General features: G+C 54.8%; 22 protein-coding genes, 1 tRNA gene and 1 rRNA gene. 13 read left to right on the forward strand and 11 right to left on the reverse strand.

Annotated elements, in window-relative coordinates; all coding sequences use genetic code 11:
* The first annotated feature begins 1 nt into the window (after position 1).
* The 4 genes from rrf (at position 2) to JTP09_RS09620 (ending at position 1,984) form a co-directional block, all read left to right on the forward strand.
* Positions 2–118: ribosomal RNA gene (gene rrf, locus JTP09_RS09605) — 5S ribosomal RNA — on the forward strand.
* Between the two features lie 596 nt (positions 119–714).
* On the forward strand, positions 715–1,188 hold the full coding sequence (locus JTP09_RS09610; protein WP_239479206.1) for a DUF3817 domain-containing protein: 474 nt from the start codon (positions 715–717) through the stop codon (positions 1,186–1,188).
* A gap of 44 nt (positions 1,189–1,232) precedes the next feature.
* A complete protein-coding gene (locus JTP09_RS09615; protein WP_204878248.1) occupies positions 1,233–1,748 on the forward strand; it encodes a hypothetical protein in 516 nt (171 codons plus the stop codon).
* Entirely contained in the window at positions 1,745–1,984 is a 240-nt protein-coding gene (locus JTP09_RS09620; protein ID WP_204878249.1) for a hypothetical protein, read from the forward strand. Before JTP09_RS09615 ends, JTP09_RS09620 begins: the two co-directional genes overlap by 4 nt.
* Positions 1,985–2,158: 174 nt before the next feature.
* Here the strand turns inward: JTP09_RS09620 and JTP09_RS09625 are convergent, their stop codons facing one another.
* On the reverse strand, positions 2,159–2,680 hold the full coding sequence (locus JTP09_RS09625) for an inorganic diphosphatase (RefSeq protein ID WP_204878250.1): 522 nt from the start codon (positions 2,678–2,680) through the stop codon (positions 2,159–2,161).
* 509 nt (positions 2,681–3,189) lie between these two features.
* Between JTP09_RS09625 and JTP09_RS09630 the strand changes: the two genes are divergently transcribed.
* Positions 3,190–3,462: a hypothetical protein gene (locus JTP09_RS09630; RefSeq protein WP_204878251.1), complete on the forward strand. Its 273-nt coding sequence runs from the start codon at positions 3,190–3,192 to the stop codon at positions 3,460–3,462.
* Positions 3,463–3,498: 36 nt separating this feature from the next.
* Complete coding sequence (locus JTP09_RS09635) at positions 3,499–3,675, forward strand: hypothetical protein (protein WP_204878252.1); 177 nt, start codon at positions 3,499–3,501, stop codon at positions 3,673–3,675.
* On the opposite strand, the gene JTP09_RS09640 is transcribed toward JTP09_RS09635, so the two are convergent.
* On the reverse strand, positions 3,672–4,301 hold the full coding sequence (locus JTP09_RS09640) for a LysE/ArgO family amino acid transporter (protein WP_240333954.1): 630 nt from the start codon (positions 4,299–4,301) through the stop codon (positions 3,672–3,674). The genes JTP09_RS09635 and JTP09_RS09640 overlap by 4 nt on opposite strands.
* 69 nt (positions 4,302–4,370) lie before the next feature.
* On the opposite strand from JTP09_RS09640, the gene JTP09_RS09645 reads away from it, so the two are divergent.
* From JTP09_RS09645 to JTP09_RS09655, 3 genes are all read left to right on the forward strand, one after another.
* Complete coding sequence (locus tag JTP09_RS09645) at positions 4,371–5,282, forward strand: ArgP/LysG family DNA-binding transcriptional regulator (RefSeq protein ID WP_204878253.1); 912 nt, start codon at positions 4,371–4,373, stop codon at positions 5,280–5,282.
* 174 nt (positions 5,283–5,456) lie between these two features.
* Entirely contained in the window at positions 5,457–6,839 is a 1,383-nt protein-coding gene (locus tag JTP09_RS09650) for a glycoside hydrolase family 1 protein (protein ID WP_204878254.1), read from the forward strand.
* 177 nt (positions 6,840–7,016) lie between these two features.
* Positions 7,017–7,556, forward strand: a complete 540-nt coding sequence (locus tag JTP09_RS09655) for a YceI family protein (protein WP_204878255.1) — start codon at positions 7,017–7,019, stop codon at positions 7,554–7,556.
* Positions 7,557–7,695: 139 nt separating this feature from the next.
* On the opposite strand, the gene JTP09_RS09660 is transcribed toward JTP09_RS09655, so the two are convergent.
* Entirely contained in the window at positions 7,696–7,938 is a 243-nt protein-coding gene (locus tag JTP09_RS09660; protein WP_204878256.1) for a long-chain fatty acid--CoA ligase, read from the reverse strand.
* 4 nt (positions 7,939–7,942) lie between these two features.
* Positions 7,943–8,221: a cell division protein CrgA gene (locus JTP09_RS09665; RefSeq protein WP_240333953.1), complete on the reverse strand. Its 279-nt coding sequence runs from the start codon at positions 8,219–8,221 to the stop codon at positions 7,943–7,945.
* Positions 8,222–8,331: 110 nt separating this feature from the next.
* Between JTP09_RS09665 and JTP09_RS09670 the strand changes: the two genes are divergently transcribed.
* From JTP09_RS09670 to JTP09_RS09680, 3 genes are read left to right on the forward strand one after another with little or no spacing between them, the layout of a single operon-like run.
* Complete coding sequence (locus tag JTP09_RS09670; RefSeq protein ID WP_204878257.1) at positions 8,332–9,174, forward strand: class E sortase; 843 nt, start codon at positions 8,332–8,334, stop codon at positions 9,172–9,174.
* 3 nt (positions 9,175–9,177) lie between these two features.
* Positions 9,178–9,336, forward strand: a complete 159-nt coding sequence (locus tag JTP09_RS09675; RefSeq protein ID WP_204878258.1) for a hypothetical protein — start codon at positions 9,178–9,180, stop codon at positions 9,334–9,336.
* A 14-nt stretch (positions 9,337–9,350) separates the two neighbouring features.
* Positions 9,351–9,989 carry an aminodeoxychorismate/anthranilate synthase component II gene (locus tag JTP09_RS09680; protein ID WP_204878259.1) on the forward strand — a complete coding sequence of 213 codons (639 nt, stop codon included), beginning with the start codon at positions 9,351–9,353 and terminating at the stop codon, positions 9,987–9,989.
* A gap of 84 nt (positions 9,990–10,073) precedes the next feature.
* Here the strand turns inward: JTP09_RS09680 and pknB are convergent, their stop codons facing one another.
* Genes pknB through JTP09_RS09715 form a run of 7 tightly spaced genes read right to left on the reverse strand, consistent with a single transcriptional unit; the run spans position 10,074 to position 19,942 of the window.
* On the reverse strand, positions 10,074–12,179 hold the full coding sequence (gene pknB, locus JTP09_RS09685; RefSeq protein ID WP_204878260.1) for a Stk1 family PASTA domain-containing Ser/Thr kinase: 2,106 nt from the start codon (positions 12,177–12,179) through the stop codon (positions 10,074–10,076).
* 3 nt (positions 12,180–12,182) lie between these two features.
* Positions 12,183–13,991 (reverse strand): protein kinase, encoded by a 1,809-nt coding sequence (locus JTP09_RS09690; protein ID WP_204878261.1) that lies wholly within the window; start codon positions 13,989–13,991, stop codon positions 12,183–12,185.
* Positions 13,991–15,430: a penicillin-binding protein 2 gene (locus JTP09_RS09695; protein WP_204878262.1), complete on the reverse strand. Its 1,440-nt coding sequence runs from the start codon at positions 15,428–15,430 to the stop codon at positions 13,991–13,993. Before JTP09_RS09695 ends, JTP09_RS09690 begins: the two co-directional genes overlap by 1 nt.
* A complete protein-coding gene (locus JTP09_RS09700) occupies positions 15,431–16,876 on the reverse strand; it encodes an FtsW/RodA/SpoVE family cell cycle protein (protein WP_204878263.1) in 1,446 nt (481 codons plus the stop codon).
* Positions 16,876–18,573, reverse strand: coding sequence for a PP2C family serine/threonine-protein phosphatase (locus tag JTP09_RS09705; RefSeq protein WP_204878264.1), 1,698 nt, complete (start codon positions 18,571–18,573; stop codon positions 16,876–16,878). The genes JTP09_RS09700 and JTP09_RS09705 overlap by 1 nt, the downstream gene beginning before the upstream one ends.
* 6 nt (positions 18,574–18,579) lie before the next feature.
* Positions 18,580–19,071, reverse strand: coding sequence for an FHA domain-containing protein (locus JTP09_RS09710; RefSeq protein WP_204878265.1), 492 nt, complete (start codon positions 19,069–19,071; stop codon positions 18,580–18,582).
* 4 nt (positions 19,072–19,075) lie between these two features.
* Positions 19,076–19,942 carry a DUF3662 and FHA domain-containing protein gene (locus JTP09_RS09715; RefSeq protein WP_204878266.1) on the reverse strand — a complete coding sequence of 289 codons (867 nt, stop codon included), beginning with the start codon at positions 19,940–19,942 and terminating at the stop codon, positions 19,076–19,078.
* Between the two features lie 303 nt (positions 19,943–20,245).
* Between JTP09_RS09715 and JTP09_RS09720 the strand changes: the two genes are divergently transcribed.
* A tRNA-Leu gene (locus JTP09_RS09720) sits at positions 20,246–20,329 on the forward strand.
* Positions 20,330–20,496 lie beyond the last annotated feature (167 nt).

Raw genomic sequence — 20,496 nt, forward strand, 5'->3', positions numbered from 1 at the left:
TTTCCGTGGTTTTGGCGAGAGTAAAATACCTGGTTCCATTCCGAACCCAGTAGTTAAGGCTTTTTGCGCTGATGGTACTGCACTTGTTAGGGTGTGGGAGAGTAGGTCACCGCGGGTTTTTTGTTTGGGATTTAGTCTTTATCGTTTGACGGTAGGGACTTTTTCTCGTTTAAGAACCTAGTAACAAATCCCTAACTGCTTGCACCACCCCCCGTGCAGTAAAATTCAGGATCATAAGATGCAGTAAAGCCCCTACAAAGATGTGGAGAGCCTACTATGAAAGACACTGTCACCTGTTTACTTGCTGCCATAACTATAACTGTTGTCTCTGTCATAGCGTGCATAAACCTCGATTCAGAGCTTTGGGTTTAAGTTCAGTATTTTTACGATGCTCACGGGCAATATATGGGCTGTAGCTATAGTGGGATAGCAGGGAGTGCGCTCCCGCTTTGTTCCCTACGGCTACTCAGAACGAGAAGCCCCCATCTCCTAGTGAGTATCTCCCTGTTCTTTGTATGTCTGATTAGTGGTTTTATTATCGGGGACATTTACTTCTTCATAATGGCAGGTATAGATGCCCTCTTTATACCCTGGAAGAAGATCCCCACTTACTATGAGCAACTGAAGAACCCGCGTCCGCATCCTCATCACGCAACAGTAAAGTAAAAGCGGTAGAGTGGAAACCTCACCCTGTACACACAGACATAGATACAGATGGAATCCACTCTTATGAATCTCACCCCACGCACACTCTTTAGTATTTTCGCCACCGCAGAGGCAATCACCTGGGCAGGGTTAATTGCCGCAATAATAAGCCGAGCAACCGGGGTAGCAGACTTCGTTTCTACAGCTGGTGGCTTGCACGGCTTTGTATTCCTCAGCTACGTGGCAGTGACCCTCTTCGTATGGGTTAACCAGCAATGGAAAACCTCTGTAGGTATTACCGGCATTTTGCTCTCGGTTATCCCCTTCGCCACCGTCCCCTACGAAATCTACCTAAAAAAGCTTGGGTTGCTCACCGGCAGTTGGCGTCTGGCACCCGGTGGTGAAACGCCCCGAGGCTTCATCGAGAAGGTGCAGGCGTGGGTACTGCGTAAACCCCTGCTGGCTACAGCCGTTTTGCTGGGCGTCATTGTGGTCGTTTATGTTGCCCTGCTACTCATGGGCCCACCCGTACCCCAGAACTAAGACAAGGGATACGCTAAAGACTTCCAGCGGGTTAAGCTGAAGATATGAGTTCACTGTTCTCGCATCACATTGAAGAAATCCAAACCACAGAGGTGCCCTCGGCGCAAGAGGTCAGGACTGATCTGTATATCATCTCTGAGCTGCCATCGGGGGAGTTGTGGCAGGCTTTTGCTGAATACATGCACCTGTGGTGGCCCTTAGAGTTGCGTAGCTCCCACGAGGCGCACGTCGAGCTCACCGAAGAGTTGCTCGTTGAAGAGAATGCAGAGAATGAGCTGGTGCCCCTTGCCGAGACCGTCCACTATGTCCCCGGTGACGTGATTGCTCTGCAACCTGTTGAAAACGCTCTGGGTGGCGCTTTCGTAGACGGGCTGAGTTTTACCTTTGACGAAGAGGACGAAGGTAGCAGCCTTGAGATGTCTTCGGGAATCATTGGACCGCAGGACATCGCCCCGGACGCTGAGCTGGGCGTCTATGCCCGTGACCGGGAGGTTGCCCAGATGCTTTTGGGCGGTTTTGCGCGCTTTATCGGCACTTCCCTAAAAGGAGATAAGCCATGAGTGCAGTAGCTCTGGTGACCGGTGCAGTACGAAGCAACAGCACCGGCTACGCAGCTGTGAAGACACTGGCTGATGCGGGGTGGAACATTTGTATCAATTACCTCCATTCCTACGATGACAGGGCGGCTGGGCACCCGGTAGATACCGCGAATCTCGTCGAGTTTTTACCCTCCGATGTAGGGCAGTGGAATAACTGCCCGATTTTATACAGCAATGGTGAGTTCGGTGTGAGGTAAACAGATTGGGGCAAGCGTCATCATTCTCCTTTAAATGCATGATTCACCCCCGGGTCAGAGGTGAATCATGCATATAAAGGTGAATGGTCTGCTTAAAGGGGGGGCACCGGTGTACATCGGTGACCCCCCCCTTGAGCTTCAATAAAGCGTCAAAGCCCCAAAGCTTTCTACAGCTTAGTGGGTTTCGTCTGCTTTAGCTTCAGCAGCTGAACCGTAGTGCGAAGCCTTGAAACGTTCCTGAGCCTCAACAACGAGCTTCTCAGCGAAGTCCTTGTTCTCCCAGCCTTCACCCTTAACCCACTTGCCGGGCTCCAGATCCTTGTAACGCTCGAAGAAGTGCTGGATCTCAGCCTTGAGCTGGTCAGATACATCGTCGATGGACTGGATGTGGTTGTAACGCTTATCTGAGGGAACACACAGAACCTTGTCATCGCCACCGGCTTCGTCGGTCATGCGGAAAACAGCGATGGGGCGTGACTCAACCAAAACACCGGGCACAACATCAACATCAAGGATGACCATCGCGTCCAAGGGGTCGCCATCTTCGCCCAGGGTGTTTTCAAAGTAACCGTAAGCGGTGGGGTACTGCATTGAGGTGAACAGCACGCGATCCAGGCGCAGGCGACCGGTCTCATGGTCAATTTCGTACTTAACGCGTGAGCCACGGTTGATTTCAATAGTGACGTCGAGTTCCATATGTACTCCTATAAAAATTTTGAGCGCCAATTGCTGACGCTCTTTCCTTGTCGCAAGTGCCGCATAGCGGCGGTCTTTCCCTATAAATGGTATCTGGTCTCACGCGTCCTAGCACCTAGAACCGCTACAAAAGCTCATAAGAACTGCCACATTTGACCAAGCGGACGCGCGCCCGAGAACTATCAGCGCCGCAAGAGGCATAAACCAAGGCTAACCAGCGGTTACCACCGAGAGGAATGGGCACCCGATAAGCTCAGTAAAGAATCTGCAACTACAGCCTGATTCGCAGAGAAGGAAGAACCTCGTGATTGTTCCACAGCACTACCAAACCTCAAGGTGTTGCACGAAAATACCCTGCCCGTGCGCTCCTACTTTGTGCCCACGTCCCCGTACCATGGGTGCCCTAGCACACAACCGCGAGGCATCAGACCGGTTGAGTCTGCTCAGTGGAAACTGGAATTTCGCATACTTCGCCAGCATCTATGACGTACCCGAAGGGTTCTTCGCGGATGACTACCCGGTGGATGGGCTCGACGCCCTTCCTGTACCGAGCGTCTGGCAAAACCACGGTTATGGACACCCACCAGTACACCAACGTCAACTACCCCCATGCGATTGACCCGCCCTTCGTACCCCACAACAACCCTGCCGGTGCCTACCTGCGAGACTTCACCTACGCCCCTCTGCAGGACGCCCCGCGGGTCAACCTGAACTTTGAAGCGTTGATTCCTGTTTTTACGTGTGGCTCAACGGTCAGTACCTGGGATACAGCCACGCCATAGGCAACGGGCCTGGAGATTTTCGAGGACTACTTCGAGTTGATTGACCGGCTACAACAAGCCGGAGCAACAGCACTCACCACTGACTACAAACAAACCGGCATAGGCTCCAACAACTGCGCCCCTGAGCTACTTGAGAAGTACCGCTTCTCAGGAACCGCCTTTGAATTTGGATTCGTGATGGCTTTTGAGGGCGTCTGCGGATCGGTTGGCTAATGCATACCAAACATAACCTTGTAGGCGAGGAAGAACATGAGCAGGGCAATCAGCCCATCGAGCACCCGCCACGCCTTAGGATTGGCAAAGACAGGACGCAGAAAACGCGCACCAAACCCGAGGGCTATAAACCAGAGAACGCTACCGGTGGCGCACCCTGCATAGTAGTACCAGCGCCCCTCATCGCCCTGCTGGTTCGCCAGCGCCCCCAACAGAACCACAGTGTCGATATAGGTGTGAGGATTCAAATAAGTCATCGCCGCCGCCAGCACCAGTGCCCGCTGCAAGGTCTGCGGGCCCTGAGTCGAGGCGTCCACCTTCAAGGCAGAAGGCTTCAGGCTGCGCCGGGCAGCTGAAAAACCATACCAAAGCAAGAAAGCACCGCCACCCCAGCGCAGAATCTCCAACAGCCAGGGGGCGCTTTCAACAATGATGCCGAAACCAAAGACTCCCAAGCCCACCAACAAAATATCCGAAACGATGCAAAAGAGCACAATGGGCACAACGAACTTACCCAGAATCGCCTGACGCAACACATAGGCGTTCTGCGCGCCAATAGCCACAATCAGCGTCAGCAGGGTCGTAACCCCTAAAAGGTAATGAGAGAAGATTTCTGCGCTAGTCACCCGAGAAACAATACGGTCTTAGGTCTAATTAGACAATCTAAGGATTCTCACGGTGCGTAAGATATTCTTATGACCCGTTTTACCGCAGACCAGCTCACCACTTTCGCCACCGTCGTTGATTACGGAACCTTCGAAGCTGCCGCCGACGTACTCATGATTAGCGCCTCAGCTGTCTCCCAACGCATCAAAGCCATGGAACAGTCAGCCGGGCGCGTCCTCATCAAACGCACCAACCCCGTAGAACCCACAGAACCCGGCACACTCGTGCTCCGCGTGGCACGGCAAAGCCAGTACCTCCACGACGAACTCGCCCGCGAACTCGACGGCGACCGCTCCGGGCAAACAGTGGCAATAGCAATCAACAGCGACTCGCTCTCCACCTGGCTACTGGATGCCGTGCGCGTCCTCGCCCGTGAAGACCACATCTACTGCGACCTGCGCCGCGAAGGCGAATACCACTCATCAGCCCTGCTACGCTCCGGCGAGGTCATGGCAGCTGTCACCTCAGAACCAGAAGCCATCGCAGGCTGCTCCGTCGAAAAACTGGGCATCGGCAGCTACTGGCCCGTCGCATCCGCCGAATTTGCCCAAGACTTCTTTCCTGATCTTCCCCGCAACCTCACCGCCGAACAACTCGCGTCCGCACCCGTCATCGAATACGACCACAAGGATTTCGGTCAGCAACGCGGCCGCCAACTTATCGCCGCAAAGTTCAAGCTGGGCAAAAACCTGCAGGACGCCCCCAGCGTCTATGTACCCTCATCGCCGGATTACGTACGCGCTGTTGATACCGGCATCGGTTGGGGAATCGTGCCCTACGTTCAGTGCGCGGACGCGCTCGCGGCAGGACGCTGGGTGAAACTCGCCGACGCGCCCGTGGAGATTCCGCTGTATTGGCAGCACTGGAAGATCACCTCGTCTGTGATGGAGCGCGTGACCCAGCGAATCTACGAAGCGCTGGGGGAGGGGCATATTTATTAACAAGGGTGAAACTAATTGTACCGCTCACAGTATGAGGTCTAGACTCAGAAATGGATCGTTACCCTTCACCGGTATGAACAGCTGACCTGCTGCTGATGTGCTAGGGGCTAGACCTGAGATTCACGTTCTGTGTGGCTCAGGTCTTTTGTGTTAAAAGGAGAGAAAGAAGAGAATATGTTCCCCGAAGGATTTTTGTGGGGCGGAGCGACCGCCGCTAACCAGATTGAGGGCGCCTACAATGAGGGCGGGAAAGGTCTGAGCGTGCAGGATATTCTGCCCGGTGGCGTCACCCGCCCTGCCACGGACGGCCCCACCGAAGATAATCTCAAGCTCAAAGGCATTGATTTTTACCACCGCTACGAAGAAGACATCGATCTGCTGGCAGAGATGGGTTTTACCACCTTCCGTATTTCTTTCGCGTGGAGCCGCATCTTCCCGCGCGGGGATGAGGCTGAACCCAACCGGGAGGGGCTAGAGTTCTATGACCGCGTCATCGACTACATGCGCTCTCAAGGCATTGAGCCGCTGGTGACTCTCAGCCACTATGAAACCCCGCTGCACATTATGCGTGAATATGGTGGCTTCACCAACCGCAAGGTCATCGGCTTCTTTGAGAACTACGCCCGCACCGTCATGGAGCACTTCAAGGGACGCGTGCGCTACTGGCTGACCTTCAACGAGATTAACTCGGTGCTGCACTTTCCAATGTTCTCGGGCATTGAGGGAATACCCGAAGAAATCGGGGCGCAGAACCTGTACCAGGCAATTCACCATGAGCTGGTGGCGTCTGGTCGGGCGACCAGGATTGCCCACGAAATTGACCCCGAGAGCAAGGTGGGTTGCATGATTTTGGCGGTTCCGCGTTACCCGCTGACCCCTCACCCTGATGACGCTATGGCGGCGCTGATTGCCTCCCATGACGATTTCACCTTTGGCGATGTGCATGTGCGCGGTGAGTACCCCGGCTATTTCAGGCGTAAGCTGCGCGAGCTGGGTGTCAAGCTTGAAATAACCGATGCTGACCGTGAAGATCTGAAGCACACCGTTGATTTTGTCTCGTTCTCTTACTACATGTCGGTGTGTGAGTCTGCCACCGAGAAGGAAAGCGGTAAGGGCAACATCATTGGCGGAATCCCGAACCCCACCTTGGAAGCCTCAGAATGGGGCTGGCAGATTGACCCGGTGGGTCTGCGCTACATTCTCAATGAGTATTGGGATCGCTGGCAGGTGCCGCTCTTTATCGTAGAGAACGGTTTGGGCGCTAAAGACGAGCTGGTGAACGGCACGGTTGAGGACGATTACCGTATTGACTACCTGAATGACCATCTGGTGCAGGTGGCTGAGGCTATTGAGGACGGCGTGCAGCTGCTGGGCTACACGAGCTGGGGTTGCATTGACCTGGTCTCGGCATCTACCGCACAGATGTCTAAGCGCTACGGCTTTATCTATGTGGATCGTCATGACGACGGTTCGGGTAGCTTGCAGCGCTACAAGAAAAAGTCCTTTGACTGGTACAAGCAGGTCATCGCGTCCAACGGTGCGTCGTTGAAGCGCTAGGTTCTCGCAATACACCGCGATAGGTCAGGTGCGCGTCATTTTTAGCCTGAAAATGACGCACATCTGACCTCTTGGTGCCCCTTAATGAAGAAACTTTACAAGGAAAGTTTGCCTCGTATAAACTTTACTCGTAAAGTAATTCTTGTAGGTAAAACAGCTTCAACCAAGGGGGGCATCATGGCAGAACTCACCGCAGGCACCTGGGCAATCGACGCAGCACACTCACACGTAGGCTTCGTTGTACGTCACGCAGGCATCTCAAAGGTACGCGGCAGCTTCGACCAGATCGACGCGCAGTTCAACGTAGCTGAGAACATCTTAGACTCAACCGTTGAAGCGACCCTCCAGATCGCTTCCATCAACACCGAGAACGAAGCCCGCGACGGTCACCTCAAATCAGCAGACTTCTTCGACGCTGAAAACTACCCCACCATGACCTTCACCTCACGCTCCGTTGAGATCAACGGTGAAGACATCACCGTTGAAGGCAACCTGACCATTCGCGGTGAGACCCGCCCCGTCACCCTGACCGGCGAGTTCGGCGGCGTAGCGGTAGACGCCTTCGGCACCACCCGCACCGGCGCGTCCGTATCAACCACCATCTCCCGCAAAGACTTCGGTATCACCTGGAACGCAGCCGTTGAAACCGGTGGCGTCATGGTCTCAGACAAGGTTCTCATCGAACTCGACCTCGAATTCACCGCACCCGAGGCATAAAAAAGTTTCCCCTCACGCGAGGGGATGGATTCACCAGCAGAGAGAGACTTCTGTGAGTGGATGTGCGAGTGAAACTGCCCGCCACCTTCTGGTAGCGGGCAGTTTTTATACACCGTATAAGGACGGGGCTAGCTACAGCCTAAGCGAAAAACTGCTGCCAAATGACATAAAGGGCGGGCATCACAATAAAAGCCAGCAACGCCCAACGGCGCAACTTAGTCTCAAGAATCGCCGCTTTAATATCTTCGCGCTCTTCGCGTTTCTCCGTAGGATCAACCGGCGCCAAATTCGCCGGGTTCGTTACATCCGGCTTAAAACCATCAGAAGGCTGCTCGGGCAGCTCGGGGTGAATATCAGAACCCGCGAAACCTTTGCCGCTCACCTAACTAACGCCACCTAGTTGTCATAATCAGACCAATCATCATCAAACCCACACCCACCACAAGGTTCCACGCACCAATAGATGCAATGGGGTAAAGAGTCTGACTAATGTAATAGGTCATAATCCACAAAACACCGATAATCATCAAGCCAAACATGATGACGCGGTACCACAGGGGAGTGGGTGAGGCGAACTGATCCTGGCTCATCTCGCGTGCCACACGGCGCAACTGAACCTCTTCGTCCATGCCGCTCTCTGCTGCCTTCTTGCTACCTGATGCCACGGTACCTCCAGTGCCGCACAACTGTACGGTTTACAATGAAATAAAACTAATTCAGTACACAATTATATCGTTGTTACTAGAAGCTACCAATGCGCAACCGAAAGGGAGCAATGAATACAGCAGCAACAGGGCGCTCCGGCTTTCACCGGGCTGCCCCTGCTCGCACCGCAGGGCAATGGGCTGTGCAGATCATTGGAGAGCTGCTGCTCACCCTCGGTTTCATACTGCTTCTCTTTGTTGCCTGGCAGTTGTGGTGGACGAATATCGCCGCCAACAGTGCCCAGCAGGACGCGGTCTCCTCCCTCACCCAGAAATTTAAGCAGGCGGCAGCGTCCGCACTCTCCGACGCATCGGGGCAGGTCGAGGACGGCGGTACCTCCACCGACAACGCGAACAGTGCAGACCCCGCCAGCACCGATACCGTAAACTTTGACCCCACCAACCCCCCGGTGGCAACAGGTGCGGATGCTTACGGTCAAGCCTACGGAGTCATCTACATACCGCGACTGGGTGAAAGCTACCAGCGACCCATCGCCGAAGGCACCGGTAACGACGTCCTCGACACCCTAGGACTCGGTCACTACGAAGGCACAGCACAGCCGGGCGAAGTCGGGAACTTAGCGCTCGCAGGTCACCGCCAAACTAACGGAGCGGTGCTTGACCGCATCGACAAGCTGCAAAACGGCGACAAAATCTACGTTCAGACTATCGACGGCTACTACACCTACACCGTCTATCAGTCTCACATTGTGCTACCCCATCAGGTAGAGGTTATCGCACCCGTACCCAACGAACCCGGCGCTGAAGCCACCGAGCGCACCCTGACCCTCACCACCTGCCACCCGCGCTACGGAGACACCGAACGTTATATTGTTCATGCCAGCTTTGACGGCTGGCAGCCTCTTGCCGCTGGCGCACCCCAAGACATCGCATCAACTGTGGAAGGAAGCTAAAGCATGTACGGATGGATTTTTCGCCACCTTCCCGGACCTCTGACAGTACGCATCATTCTGGCGCTACTTCTGATTCTCACCGCAGTTTTCATACTCATGGAATACGTCTTTCCTGTGCTCGCTGAGTACAGCCCCTTTACTGAAACCTCAACCATCGAATAGCAGGGTATGACCTTATGACCAAAATTCTTGTCATCGATAACTACGACAGCTTTGTGTTCACCCTAGTGGGCTACATCCAGCAACTGGGCGCCGAAACAACGGTTGTACGCAACGACGAAATCAGCGTTGAAGAGGCTATTGCTCTTGCCGAGAACCACGACGGCGTACTCGTATCACCCGGCCCCGGTGCCCCCGCCGATGCTGGCGTCATCATCGACGTGATTCGCTGGGCTAAGGACGCGCGCAAACCCCTTCTCGGGGTCTGCCTGGGTCACCAGGCAATAGCTGAAGCCTTCGGCGCTACCGTCTCACACGCGCCCGAACTCATGCACGGCAAAACCTCATCGCTGGTACACGAAGGCGACTCAGTCTTCAAAAACCTACCCTCACCCTTCACCGCTACCCGCTACCACTCCCTTGCCGTCGAACCCGAAACGGTGCCAGCAGAACTGCGCGTCACCTCTCGCACCGACAACGGAATCATCATGGGTCTAGCCCACACCGAAGCGCCCCTGCACGGAGTACAGTTCCACCCCGAATCAGTACTCACAGAAGGCGGCTACCTCATGCTCGGTAACTGGCTCGAAGAAGTAGGTGGCATTGCCGGGGTCGCCGAACGCGCGTCCGCACTCTCACCCCTAGTCAGCGAATAAACACGCTCCCACAGCAAAGCCAGATACTAAAAAGCCCTGCACTGTAAACAGTGCAGGGCTTTTACTCACTCTTAGAGAACCAACCTAGCGGTTAGCGCCACCGGTTGCCGCCGTGCTGGGCGCAGCAGGCGCACGATTAGCAGCTGAAGCAGTCGCGCTCGGAGCCGGAGGCGCATTGCCTGCCGGCGCATTAGGATTAGCCGGTGCGCTAGGTGCTGCACTCGGAGCATTAGAAGCCGCCGGTGCGCTGGGCGTAGCCGGTGCCGCAGTTGCGGTAGGAGTAGGAGCATTCGCAATACGAATAGTCACCGTGGAACCCTGCTCAATGGACGTACCCGGTGCCGCGCTCTGCGACATCACGGTACCAGCCGGTGCCGAGGTTGTCTGCACATTCTCAATATTGGTGCTCAGCAGAGTATCAGGACCAGTCAAGGCAGCAATCGCCTGATCGCGAGTCAGACCCACCAAATCAGGAACCTCAACCTTACCGGTTGACAGCACAATGTTCACGGTGGACTCAGCCTTCACAGACTCACCCTCACCCGGCTCAACAGCCACCACCAAACCAGCAGGAATAGTGGGGTCATTTACCGTCGAAACCCTACCGGGAACAAGGTTAGCCTTAGTCAAAGCCTCACGAACATAAGCCTCAGACTGACCCGCCAAATCACCGGGAACCTTAATCTGCTCGTTACCCTTTGAAACTTTCAAAGTCACCATAGAGTTTTCATCAACAGCGGTACCCACCACGGGGACAGTGCCGATTGCCTGACCTCTGGGAACGTTATCCGAGAAATCCTCGATGTGCTCCACCTGCAAACCAGCATTACGCAGAGTATTCTCAGCCTCCGCCTGCATCTGCCCGGTCACCGAAGGAACAGCAACGGTGGGAACCTCGTTCAGCTTGTTGTTATAGTACAACACAATGCCAATACACGAAGCGGCCAGCAAGAAAATAATCAGACCAGAGAGGAACCTGCCCCACGCGCGCCTGCGGCGGCTCTTGCGCAGCAGCTCCTCATCGCGTCCGTACTCCAATACTTCTTCGCGGGAGTACTCATCCTGCGCGTCCGTGAAGATACCGCCTAAACCTGCTACCTCGCCGGTGGGAGGAGTAGCTGAGGACGCGCTAGCAGGGGTTGCAGCGCTGGAAGCAGCTACCGCCCCGGCACCCATAGCAGCGCCGATACCGGCAGCGCCAGCAACACCGGCACCCGGCTGGCTGGTAGGTATAGGAGTCTCAACAGGAGTAAAAGCGGTTGTTGCCGGAGCGTTATCAAGATTTTCAAGAATAGACGTGGGCAACAAAGAATGCGTAGCATGCACCAAAGCATTGCGGAACTCCGCAGCGCTCTGATAACGGCTCGCGGGATCCTTACTCAAAGCCTTCAAAATGACGCGATCTAGCTCAACGGGAACCTCACGCTTAGCGTAGAAACTCGGAGCCTTCGGATCCTCGCTTAAATGCTTAGACAACAAATCACTGGCAACATCACCGGTAAACGGTGCGCGCCCAGCAACCATCTCGTACAGCACCACGGCAGCAGAATAAACATCGCTTCGCTCGTCAACAGCAGCGCCACTAGCGTGCTCCGGTGAGATATAGCGAGGGGTGCCCAGCACCATATTTGCCTGAGTCAGTGGCTCACCCTCCATCGCCGCGCGAGCGATACCGAAGTCCATAACCTTAATACGACCGGGAATGCCCTGCTTGCGATCATCATCGCTTGCCTCAAGCACCATCAAATTACCGGGCTTCACATCGCGGTGAATCACCCCGGCACTGTGGGAACAATCTAGGGCATCCATCAACTGCACACCGTAAACAGCGGCATCCGCAACAGAGACTCCTCCACCGCGTAAAACATCGCGCAAAGACTTACCGTGTACCAGCTCCATGACCAGGTAAGGAACCTCAACCTGCTCACCTGAATCTTCAACAGAAACAGAACCAGTATCGTAGACAGCCACGATGCCAGCATGATTCAGTGAGGCAACTGATTCACCCTCACGGGTAAAACGCACACGCGCAGCCTCATCACGGGCAATCTCTGGGCGTAAAACCTTCAACGCCACCTGGCGGCCCAACCGATTATCGGTAGCCGCATACACAGTAGCCATAGCGCCGCTACCAATAACCTCACCAACGCTATAACGCTGGTCAACAGTGTCGGGAATATTCAGTTCCATGCTTTATCCGTTGTTCTCTGAAGGGGCTGAAGAAGGCTCAGTCGCAACGCTCCCAGGGGCGTTCGCTGAAGCACTAGGGTCTGCTGCTGCACCGGAGTTTTTGGTTCCAGCAGGAGCTGCAGGCGCACTGGGAGTCGCAGATGCCGAAGCAGTTGCAGGTGTCTGCGCCACGTAAACATCTACACTACTACCAATTTCAACGCGTGAGCCTGAAGAAGGCGAGGTGCGAAGCACAGTGTTAGGGTCTGCACTGTTTGTCTGCCGCATATGCAACTGGACGTTAATGCCCATGTCTGTAATTTCGCTAATGACCTCATCAGCGTTACGTCCCTCAAGGTCGTTGGGCAGCACGACGCTTTCAGGGTCGGTGGAGTAGGTAACGGTAATCGTTGAGCCCGACTTGAGTGAACCCGTCGGGGAGATAGAGAGGACGGTGTCATTCTCCTCATCTGAAACGATTCCCTCGGTTTTGGTTGAAAAACCTAGCGCCGTGAGGTCATTGATGACATCATCAAGTGCCCTACCGGTGTAGTCACTACTGCGGATTGAAACTCGCTGCGCCTCGTTTTGGTTGGGAGCTGGTTCTTCAGTTGCAGGTGCTGAGCTTACCGTTGAGACGGTGCCCGACGGGGTCGGGGCTGTGCTTGAACTCTGCGCGGGCGATGAATCATCATCCTTGTTATTGAGCAAGAAGAACCCACCCAATAGACCCAACAAAATGACCGCCAAGAACAGCGATACCCAACCCCAGAGTGAAGACTTTTTGACCGGCGCGGGTCGAGGTGCAGATGCCGCAGGCGCAGCAGCTGAACCGGATACGCCCACCTCGGGCAGTGCCGCAGTGGTCGGCTTCGGTGCAAAACGAGCACCGGAACCAAAACGCGCAGTAGGCGCAACCTTAGTTGCCGGTGGCATTACCTCGGTAGCGCTTGTCTCAGCACCCTGCGGCAAGAAAGCTACCAAGGAAGGCACAGCTTTAATGGCTGCCGGTACATCGCGGCGGCGAATCGCATCCACCGCAGAAGCCAAAGCAGTAGCAGTCTCAGGACGCTGCTGGGGATCCTTGGACAGCAGGCACATAATGAGCGCAGCAGCGGGCGCCGGAACATCCTGCGGTAGCGGGGGTGGCGGGTCGTTTACCTGAGCCAGCGCAATAGCAATCTGTGACTCACCGGTGAAAGGACGCTTACCCGCCAAACACTCGTAGCCAATAATGCCCAAAGAGTACATATCGGAGTGACCGGTTGCCTGCTGTCCCGTCGCCTGTTCGGGCGCGAGGTACTGGGCAGTACCCATCACCTGACCTGTCGCGGTCAAAGGAACCTGATCAGCCAAACGAGCGATACCGAAATCAGTAACTTTAACGCGCTCGTCCGGAGTGATAATGAGGTTGCCTGGTTTCACATCTCGGTGAACCAGACCCTGTGCGTGAGCAGCCGCCAGAGCGCGAGCAGTCTGGGCAATGATATTGAGAATGCGGTCTGAATCAAGACGCTTCTCTTTCTCAATGATGTTAGATAGCGGCTCACCTGGCACCAGCTCCATCACCAGATAAGCAGAGCCGTCCTCTTCACCGTAGTCAAAGACGTTCGCTACACCGGGGTGGTTTAGCAGGGCAGTGTGACGCGCTTCGGCGCGGAAACGCTCGAGGAAACCCGGATCACCCGTATATTCCTCTTTCAGAATCTTAACCGCCACAATGCGACCAAGAACCTTATCGCGAGCCTTCCAGACCTCACCCATTCCGCCAATGGCAATGCGCTCAGTCAGGTCGTAACGACCACCGAGCGTCGTATCAACAGAGGGTCTCACTAGTTCAACACCGCCTCAAAAAGAGCTTTGCCCGCCGGAGAGGTGAGCGAAGCACCAGTAACTGCATCTACATCTTCATAAACTACTGCAACAGCGATCTGAGGGTCATCCGCCGGAGCAAAACCCGTGAACCACGCGTTGTTAGAGCCGGTATCACCAATCTCGGCGGTACCGGTCTTACCAGCTACCTCAACGCCATTGACGGCGGCACCCGAGGCAATGCCGTTTTCCACGTCGTTCACCATCCAATCCTTAACCTGCGCAGCAATTTCTGGGCTAGTAGAAGTTCTTAATTGCTCACTGGAAAATTCATACAGTGAGTTTAGATTATGAGATTTCACAGACGCTATCATGTTGGGCTTCATCTGCTTGCCTTCATTAGCAATAGCAGCTGACATCATAGCGACCTGCAGAGGAGTAGTTTTTACGTCGTACTGACCAATTGATGCCAAAGCCAACTGGTCATCAGACATATTTTGGGGAAAGACAGACTGCGAAACCGAAAGGGGAATGCTGAGTTTTTGACCGTACCCAAAATTCTGCGCCGTCTGAGCTATCTTATCCTGCCCTAGAGCCATTGCAATCTGCGCGAAGGGGGTGTTACACGATTGCGCCAAAGCCCACTCGATAGTGGCTTGGGCGCGTGTTGAACACTGACCGTTGACGTAGTTGGGCAGGCTGATATTTGTGTTGGGCAGGGGCAGGTTCTGGGGGTTATCAATCACAGACTCTGCCGTGTACTTGCCCGATTCCAGGGCTGCCACAGCGTCAATAATTTTGAAGGTGGAACCCGGTGCATAGGTGTTACCGGCAATAGCGCGGTTATGCAGGGGGTTACTGGGGTCTTGATTCAGTGCCGCATAGTTTTCAATGACTTCAGCGCTGTTATGCGAAGACAGGGCGTTGGGGTCGTAAGAAGGTGAGGACGCCATTGCCAAGATTTCACCGGTCTTGGGGTTGAGCGCCACGATGGCTCCCTTGTGACCCCGCAAAAGGTTCCATGCAGTTTTTTGCAAGACAGGGTCGATGGTTAGCTCAACAGTTGCCCCCTGGGCACTGCTACCCGAGAACATCTGCGAAATGCGATCATAGAACTGCTCATCAGCGGTGCCTGAAAGCTCTTTATCCATGGCAGACTCAATGCCGGTGGTGCCGTACACAGAAGAGAAGTAGCCGGTAAGACTCGCATACATTTCTGGCTGGGCATACACTCGCTGGTAGTTATAACCATCATCAGAAGGCACCGAAGAAGCGATCTCAACGCCGCCGACCACAATAGAACCGCGCTGTGCCCCGTAGGAATCGTAGAGCTGGCGACTGTTCCACTGATTCGCCATGAGGTTCTTTGACTCAAAAAACTGAATGTAAGTAAGCGCTCCCAGCAGGAGGGCAAAGACGCAGGCAGACACAATCCAGAGTCTGCGAATAGCCTTATTCATTTATCTGCCACCTCCTGCAGCGTTTGCCTGTTCGTCTGAAATTCTAGAAATCACAGAAGTTGCTCCCTCATGACCTTCGGAGGCGGCAATGGAGCCCGCCACAGCGTCCTGATCTGAGAAAGCATCAACCACTTGCGGTGCCCTCGCCGAGTGCGAAATAGCAATCAATAAAGCCGCAATCACCCAGTTGGCAAGAAGAGAAGAACCGCCTGCCGACATGAAAGGGGTCGTCAAACCGGTCAGCGGAATAAGACGGGTAACCCCGCCGATAACGACGAAGAGCTGAAGAACAATAACAGCTGAAAGCCCAGCCGCCAGAAGCTTGCCGAAAGCATCGCGTACACCGAGTGCCGCGCGGAAACCCCTTGATACCAGCAGGAGGAAGACCATCAAAATCGCGCCCAGCCCCAGAAGACCCAGTTCTTCACCGAGGGCGGTAACAATCATGTCTGAATTGGAGTAGGCAACCAGGTCAGGACGTCCGCTGCCCCAGCCGCGTCCGAATAGACCGCCAGAGGCAAGACCAAAAACACCCTGCACAATCTGCCCAGAGCCACCCACCGGCTGGTTATAGACCTCGGGGTCAAAAGCGTGAATCCACGACGAGATGCGGTAATGCACGTGGGAGATGAAGTTGTAGGCGAGAAAACCGCCGGCAGCAACGAACAACAAACCCAGAGCAATCCAGGTAATCTGCCCGGTTGCCAGGAACAGCATCGCCATGAACAAGCCGAAGAAGAGAATTGCCGAGCCAAGATCGCGCTGGAACACCAGAACACCGATGCTCACCAGCCACGCGATGAACATAGGTGCCAAATCTTTGAAACGGGGCAGATGGACGGGACCAACTCGCTTACCAGCAAGCAGAATCAAATCACGGTGCGTCGAAAGATAGCCAGCAAAGAATATAGCCAGGGTGATCTTGGCAATCTCACCGGGCTGGAAAGTTCTACCCGCCACGCTCACCCAGATGCGCGCACCATTAATTTCAAGACCAAGGCGGGGAATAAGCGGAAGTAAGAGCAGCACAATAGATACCGCTAAAGAAATATACGTGACCTTACGCAGAACCCTGTGGTTTTTCAAAGCCACTAGCACAAGCATTGCAGCGCCCATCGCCACACCCGTCCACATCACCTGCGACTCACCCGCGTCCGCACTGGTAGTCAAATCAATGCGATAAATCATTGCCAATCCAACGCTGTTCAATGCCACCACGAGGGGCAAAATGAGCGGATCAGCGTAACGCGCGCGGAAGAAAGAAACAAGATAGATAACGTGGGTGCCCACCGCCAGGGTGATGGTAGCCGTGCGCCAGCGGGTATCACCGGCAGCAATCAGCTCAGCATCAATAAGCCACATCGCCAGCGGGCACAAAGCAACAGCAAAAGCGCTCAGCACAAACCCGGTGATAGCGCGACTACGCGGTACTGCTTGTGTAGACATTACTGACCTCCCTGCGTTGTCTCGGACCGAACCCCTGCATCGGTAGTCTGAGTTTCAGGTGCCTTAGGTTCGCTTGGTGCGGACGCGCTGGGTTCAGGCGTCACGGTGGTAACGGTGCCAGGGGTAGGCGCGCGACGGATGACCTGCTGATTGAGGTTATCAACAATACGCTCGGCGTCCTGACGGTCAGTAGCCGTAATGGTGTTGTGCAGTAGCGACTGCGAGTACTCCGGCAGAGTATCTACCTCAATAGAAGTTTCATCGAGCAGCTCGTACAGATGAATGGGACCCACCGACTGGGGGACGCCGCTGTAAATAGCAACCTTATTGTTGTTGACGCCTACATAATAGCGGTTTGAGATCCAGCTCAGACCGCTCCAAACGGTTGCTGCCAGCACCGCCAAGGTCAATATGGCGGCGAAAATTCGCACCGCCCAGCGAGGGCGAGGATCTTCATTGTCTTCACCCTCAAGCAGAGCGCGAAAATCCTCGGGTAGCTCAGCGGTCTTTTCCTGCGACTGGAGAGTCGCAGTCTGCGCCAGAGTGGCGCGCTGCTGCACAGTACGTTCAGCAACCGCGGGAATCTTCCCGGTCTGGGTGGCGTTAGCCGCAGACCCCACCAGCTGGTGCGGGCGTTCTTTCAGCTCGGTGCGCAGGACGGACGCCGATGATTCCTCTGCGTTGACCGGGCGTTCATCAACGCCCGCGGTTTGGGTCATCACGTTCAGCACGCCGTCAGAGAAAGACTCGCCACGCCATTTTCCGTGGCGCAGGGCGTTGCGTAGTTTGGCATCACTGGGCAGGCGTCGTCGCCAGGGAATTTTGTGGTGGTCTTCGGGCGCCTGTTCTGCGGCATCGACATCGATGATATCTTCAGCAGGAACAGGGTGAACACCCACATGTGTTCCCGAATCGTCATATTTCCGAACAGGAATAATAGGCTGTGGGGCAGTAATTGCCTGCGACAGCGTATCCTCAGCAATCACCTGCAACGCCACCAGAGTGACATTATCGGGCGCTCCGCGCTGAAGGGTGAGGTCAGTGAGAGTGTCGACAATCTGCTTGAGGTCACCGGTAGAACGCAGTACCGCCTCAATTTCTTCTAAGCTGACGCAGTTATCAAGACCGTCTGAGCTAAGAAGCCACTTTTCGCCAACCTGCGCGTCCAAGGTTTGAAGTTCAAGCTCGGGGGAAGCATCCACGTCACCCAAAACGCGCATAATCACGTTTTTGTGGGGGTGATTTTCTGCTTCTTCGCGGGTGATGCGCCCCTCGCTGAGTAGGCGCTGCACAAAAGTGTGATCGGTAGTAATCTGCTCAAAGTTGCCATCGCGCAGACGGTACGCGCGAGAATCACCAATATGAGCTAACTCAATGCGTCCGCCATCAATCAGTAGAGCCGTGCAGGTGGTACCCATACCACCGAGGGCAGGGTTGAGGCTTACCAGCTCATTCATAATCATATTGGCTGTTTGAATCTCATCAGCCAGATAGATGCCGGCAGACCCCGAATAACCGGTGCGATCAAGCGGGGTAAGATCAAGAACAGTGGTGGCTGACGCGACGTCACCGCCCACGTGACCACCCATGCCATCAGCAACGACAGCTAGGTAGTGACCAGCGTACGCAGAGTCATCGTTTTTGGAGCGCACCATACCCACATCTGAGCGTGCCGCGAATCGAAAGGCAATATTCATAGAGTCTTATGCCTTCAACCGCATCGTCGTGTGACCAACGCGGAAGTCGGTGCCAATATCAATGGCGGTTGCTCGCGTCAGGCGGGTGTCGCCCACAAAAGTGCCATTGGTTGACCCCAAATCTTCAAGGAACCAGCGCGAACCCTGCGGGAAAAGACGCGCGTGATGACCCGACGCGTAATCATCTTGCAGTGCCACTTTAATATCGTCGGCGCGACCAATAGTAATGGGTGAGTCCCCCAATCGCATCACGGCGCCAGCCTGGGCACCATCAATGATAGTGAGCTGGGTAGCGCGGGCAGGTGGCGGTGCAACCGGCGTAGGGTCGGACGCAGGTGCTACGCTGGCGCTGGGAGCTACCTCGGGCGTCCGTGCGGCACGCAAGTTGCGACCAATACCGAGATCGCGGCGGGCAGCCGCGAGCACCATAAAGACAAAAAGCCACAGCAAAGCTAAAAATGCGAAGCGCAACAAAGTGACGGTAATTTCAGATGCCATAGTGTTAGCTCCTCGGAACCATCAGACGAAAAATAATGCGGGCACGCCCCATCGAAATGACAGAGCCGTTGCTGATCTCGCGGCGACCTATAAGTGGCGCACCGTCAAGCTGGCTACCGTTGGTAGACCCTAAGTCGCTGGCAATATAGGTGCCGTCGCGCTCATCAATTTCTAGGTGGCGACGCGAAACACCGGCATCTTCAACGGTGATATCAGCGGTGCGTCCGCGACCCAAAACAACGGGGAAAGAATTAATGGAGTACAGCTCGCCGTTGATATCAAGAACTACCTGAACAGCTGGCTTGGGCGGAGTGAAACTAGGGGCTGCGCGGTGGGGTTCAGCGCGTCCGCCGTATGCTGGCGACGTATGGGGTGCCGCTGGCTTGATAATGCGGCTAGGCAACGAAGCTTCACCGCGAGCATTCTGCGAAGGTGCGCTCGGTGTGCGTGCCTGCCGGTGAAAGGCGCCGGTGGCAGCTGCACTCGTTTCTTGATGGGGGGCAGCGATTTTCTCTTGCGATGAGTTCACTACAAAGTCGCCAGGCTCTAAATCATCACCGACAACGAAGGTCACGCGCACTGAGCCACGCAAAGAATACGCTTGGGCACGCGCATGGCGGATTGCTACATCGCACAGCTCTTCAGCAAGTGGAGCACCCCAATCCTGCACACGGTGAAAATCGTCGGCAGCGAACTCAATGGTAAAAACATTGGGTGCAATCGTGCGTCCTGAGGGAATAGCGTAAGCGCGGTTATCCATCTCTGTGCGGACGCGGTTGGCGATATCTACAGGCTCAAACTGACCGCCTTTGCTGAAAGTGGAGCGCACAGCTTTCTCTAAACCCTGTTCGATTTTATTGATGAAACCCATGACGCCTCCTTCGCTGACCGGCACATCTTTTGTGCGAGTGAACCAGACTACCGGCTTTACATGAACCCAAGATGAGGAAAACCTGAGTTGTTCCTCTATAAACCAGGTTAAGAAGGCTCACATGAAAGCCGACAGTGGTGCTACGCTCATACTGCGTGTACTTCTATTTTAGGTGATATAGCCAAATTGTCCCCATCGAACCGGTTTCTGTGGTGCATTCCATAAAGTTCAATTTGTGGGGTTGGTACGAAAATGTGTATAGTAGTCTTCGTTGCTTGTTGAGAAATCAACACTCAGCCACTTGCGCAAGTGGCGGAATTGGCAGACGCGCTGGCTTCAGGTGCCAGTGATCGCAAGATCGTGGGGGTTCAAGTCCCCCCTTGCGCACCGAGTAAAAACCCGCTCTGACTAGGACAAACGTTCTGGGCAGAGCGGTTTTTTCGTGCTCTTGCAACACTTTTTGCAGCATATGCACTAAATCGTGTACTCATTCGCCCAGATGGTGCAGTCATCCGTTGTGTTAAAGGTGTGAGGTGCGAACGCACGTCCGTCAT

The sequence above is a fragment of the Rothia sp. ZJ1223 genome (assembly GCF_016900985.1).
Taxonomy (GTDB): Bacteria; Actinomycetota; Actinomycetes; order Actinomycetales; family Micrococcaceae; genus Rothia.

Coding starts and splice junctions, on each gene's coding strand:
- JTP09_RS09615 (WP_204878248.1), top strand. CDS start 1,233: ATGAGTTCACTGTTCTCGCATCACATTGAAGAAATCCAAACCACAGAG.
- JTP09_RS09675 (WP_204878258.1), top strand. CDS start 9,178: ATGTACGGATGGATTTTTCGCCACCTTCCCGGACCTCTGACAGTACGC.
- JTP09_RS09680 (WP_204878259.1), top strand. CDS start 9,351: ATGACCAAAATTCTTGTCATCGATAACTACGACAGCTTTGTGTTCACC.
- JTP09_RS09645 (WP_204878253.1), top strand. CDS start 4,371: ATGACCCGTTTTACCGCAGACCAGCTCACCACTTTCGCCACCGTCGTT.
- JTP09_RS09650 (WP_204878254.1), top strand. CDS start 5,457: ATGTTCCCCGAAGGATTTTTGTGGGGCGGAGCGACCGCCGCTAACCAG.
- JTP09_RS09705 (WP_204878264.1), bottom strand. CDS start 18,573: ATGAATATTGCCTTTCGATTCGCGGCACGCTCAGATGTGGGTATGGTG.
- JTP09_RS09625 (WP_204878250.1), bottom strand. CDS start 2,680: ATGGAACTCGACGTCACTATTGAAATCAACCGTGGCTCACGCGTTAAG.
- JTP09_RS09655 (WP_204878255.1), top strand. CDS start 7,017: ATGGCAGAACTCACCGCAGGCACCTGGGCAATCGACGCAGCACACTCA.
- JTP09_RS09700 (WP_204878263.1), bottom strand. CDS start 16,876: ATGTCTACACAAGCAGTACCGCGTAGTCGCGCTATCACCGGGTTTGTG.
- JTP09_RS09630 (WP_204878251.1), top strand. CDS start 3,190: ATGACTACCCGGTGGATGGGCTCGACGCCCTTCCTGTACCGAGCGTCT.
- JTP09_RS09670 (WP_204878257.1), top strand. CDS start 8,332: ATGAATACAGCAGCAACAGGGCGCTCCGGCTTTCACCGGGCTGCCCCT.
- JTP09_RS09610 (WP_239479206.1), top strand. CDS start 715: ATGGAATCCACTCTTATGAATCTCACCCCACGCACACTCTTTAGTATT.
- JTP09_RS09715 (WP_204878266.1), bottom strand. CDS start 19,942: ATGGGTTTCATCAATAAAATCGAACAGGGTTTAGAGAAAGCTGTGCGC.
- JTP09_RS09620 (WP_204878249.1), top strand. CDS start 1,745: ATGAGTGCAGTAGCTCTGGTGACCGGTGCAGTACGAAGCAACAGCACC.
- pknB (WP_204878260.1), bottom strand. CDS start 12,179: ATGGAACTGAATATTCCCGACACTGTTGACCAGCGTTATAGCGTTGGT.
- JTP09_RS09710 (WP_204878265.1), bottom strand. CDS start 19,071: ATGGCATCTGAAATTACCGTCACTTTGTTGCGCTTCGCATTTTTAGCT.
- JTP09_RS09695 (WP_204878262.1), bottom strand. CDS start 15,430: ATGAATAAGGCTATTCGCAGACTCTGGATTGTGTCTGCCTGCGTCTTT.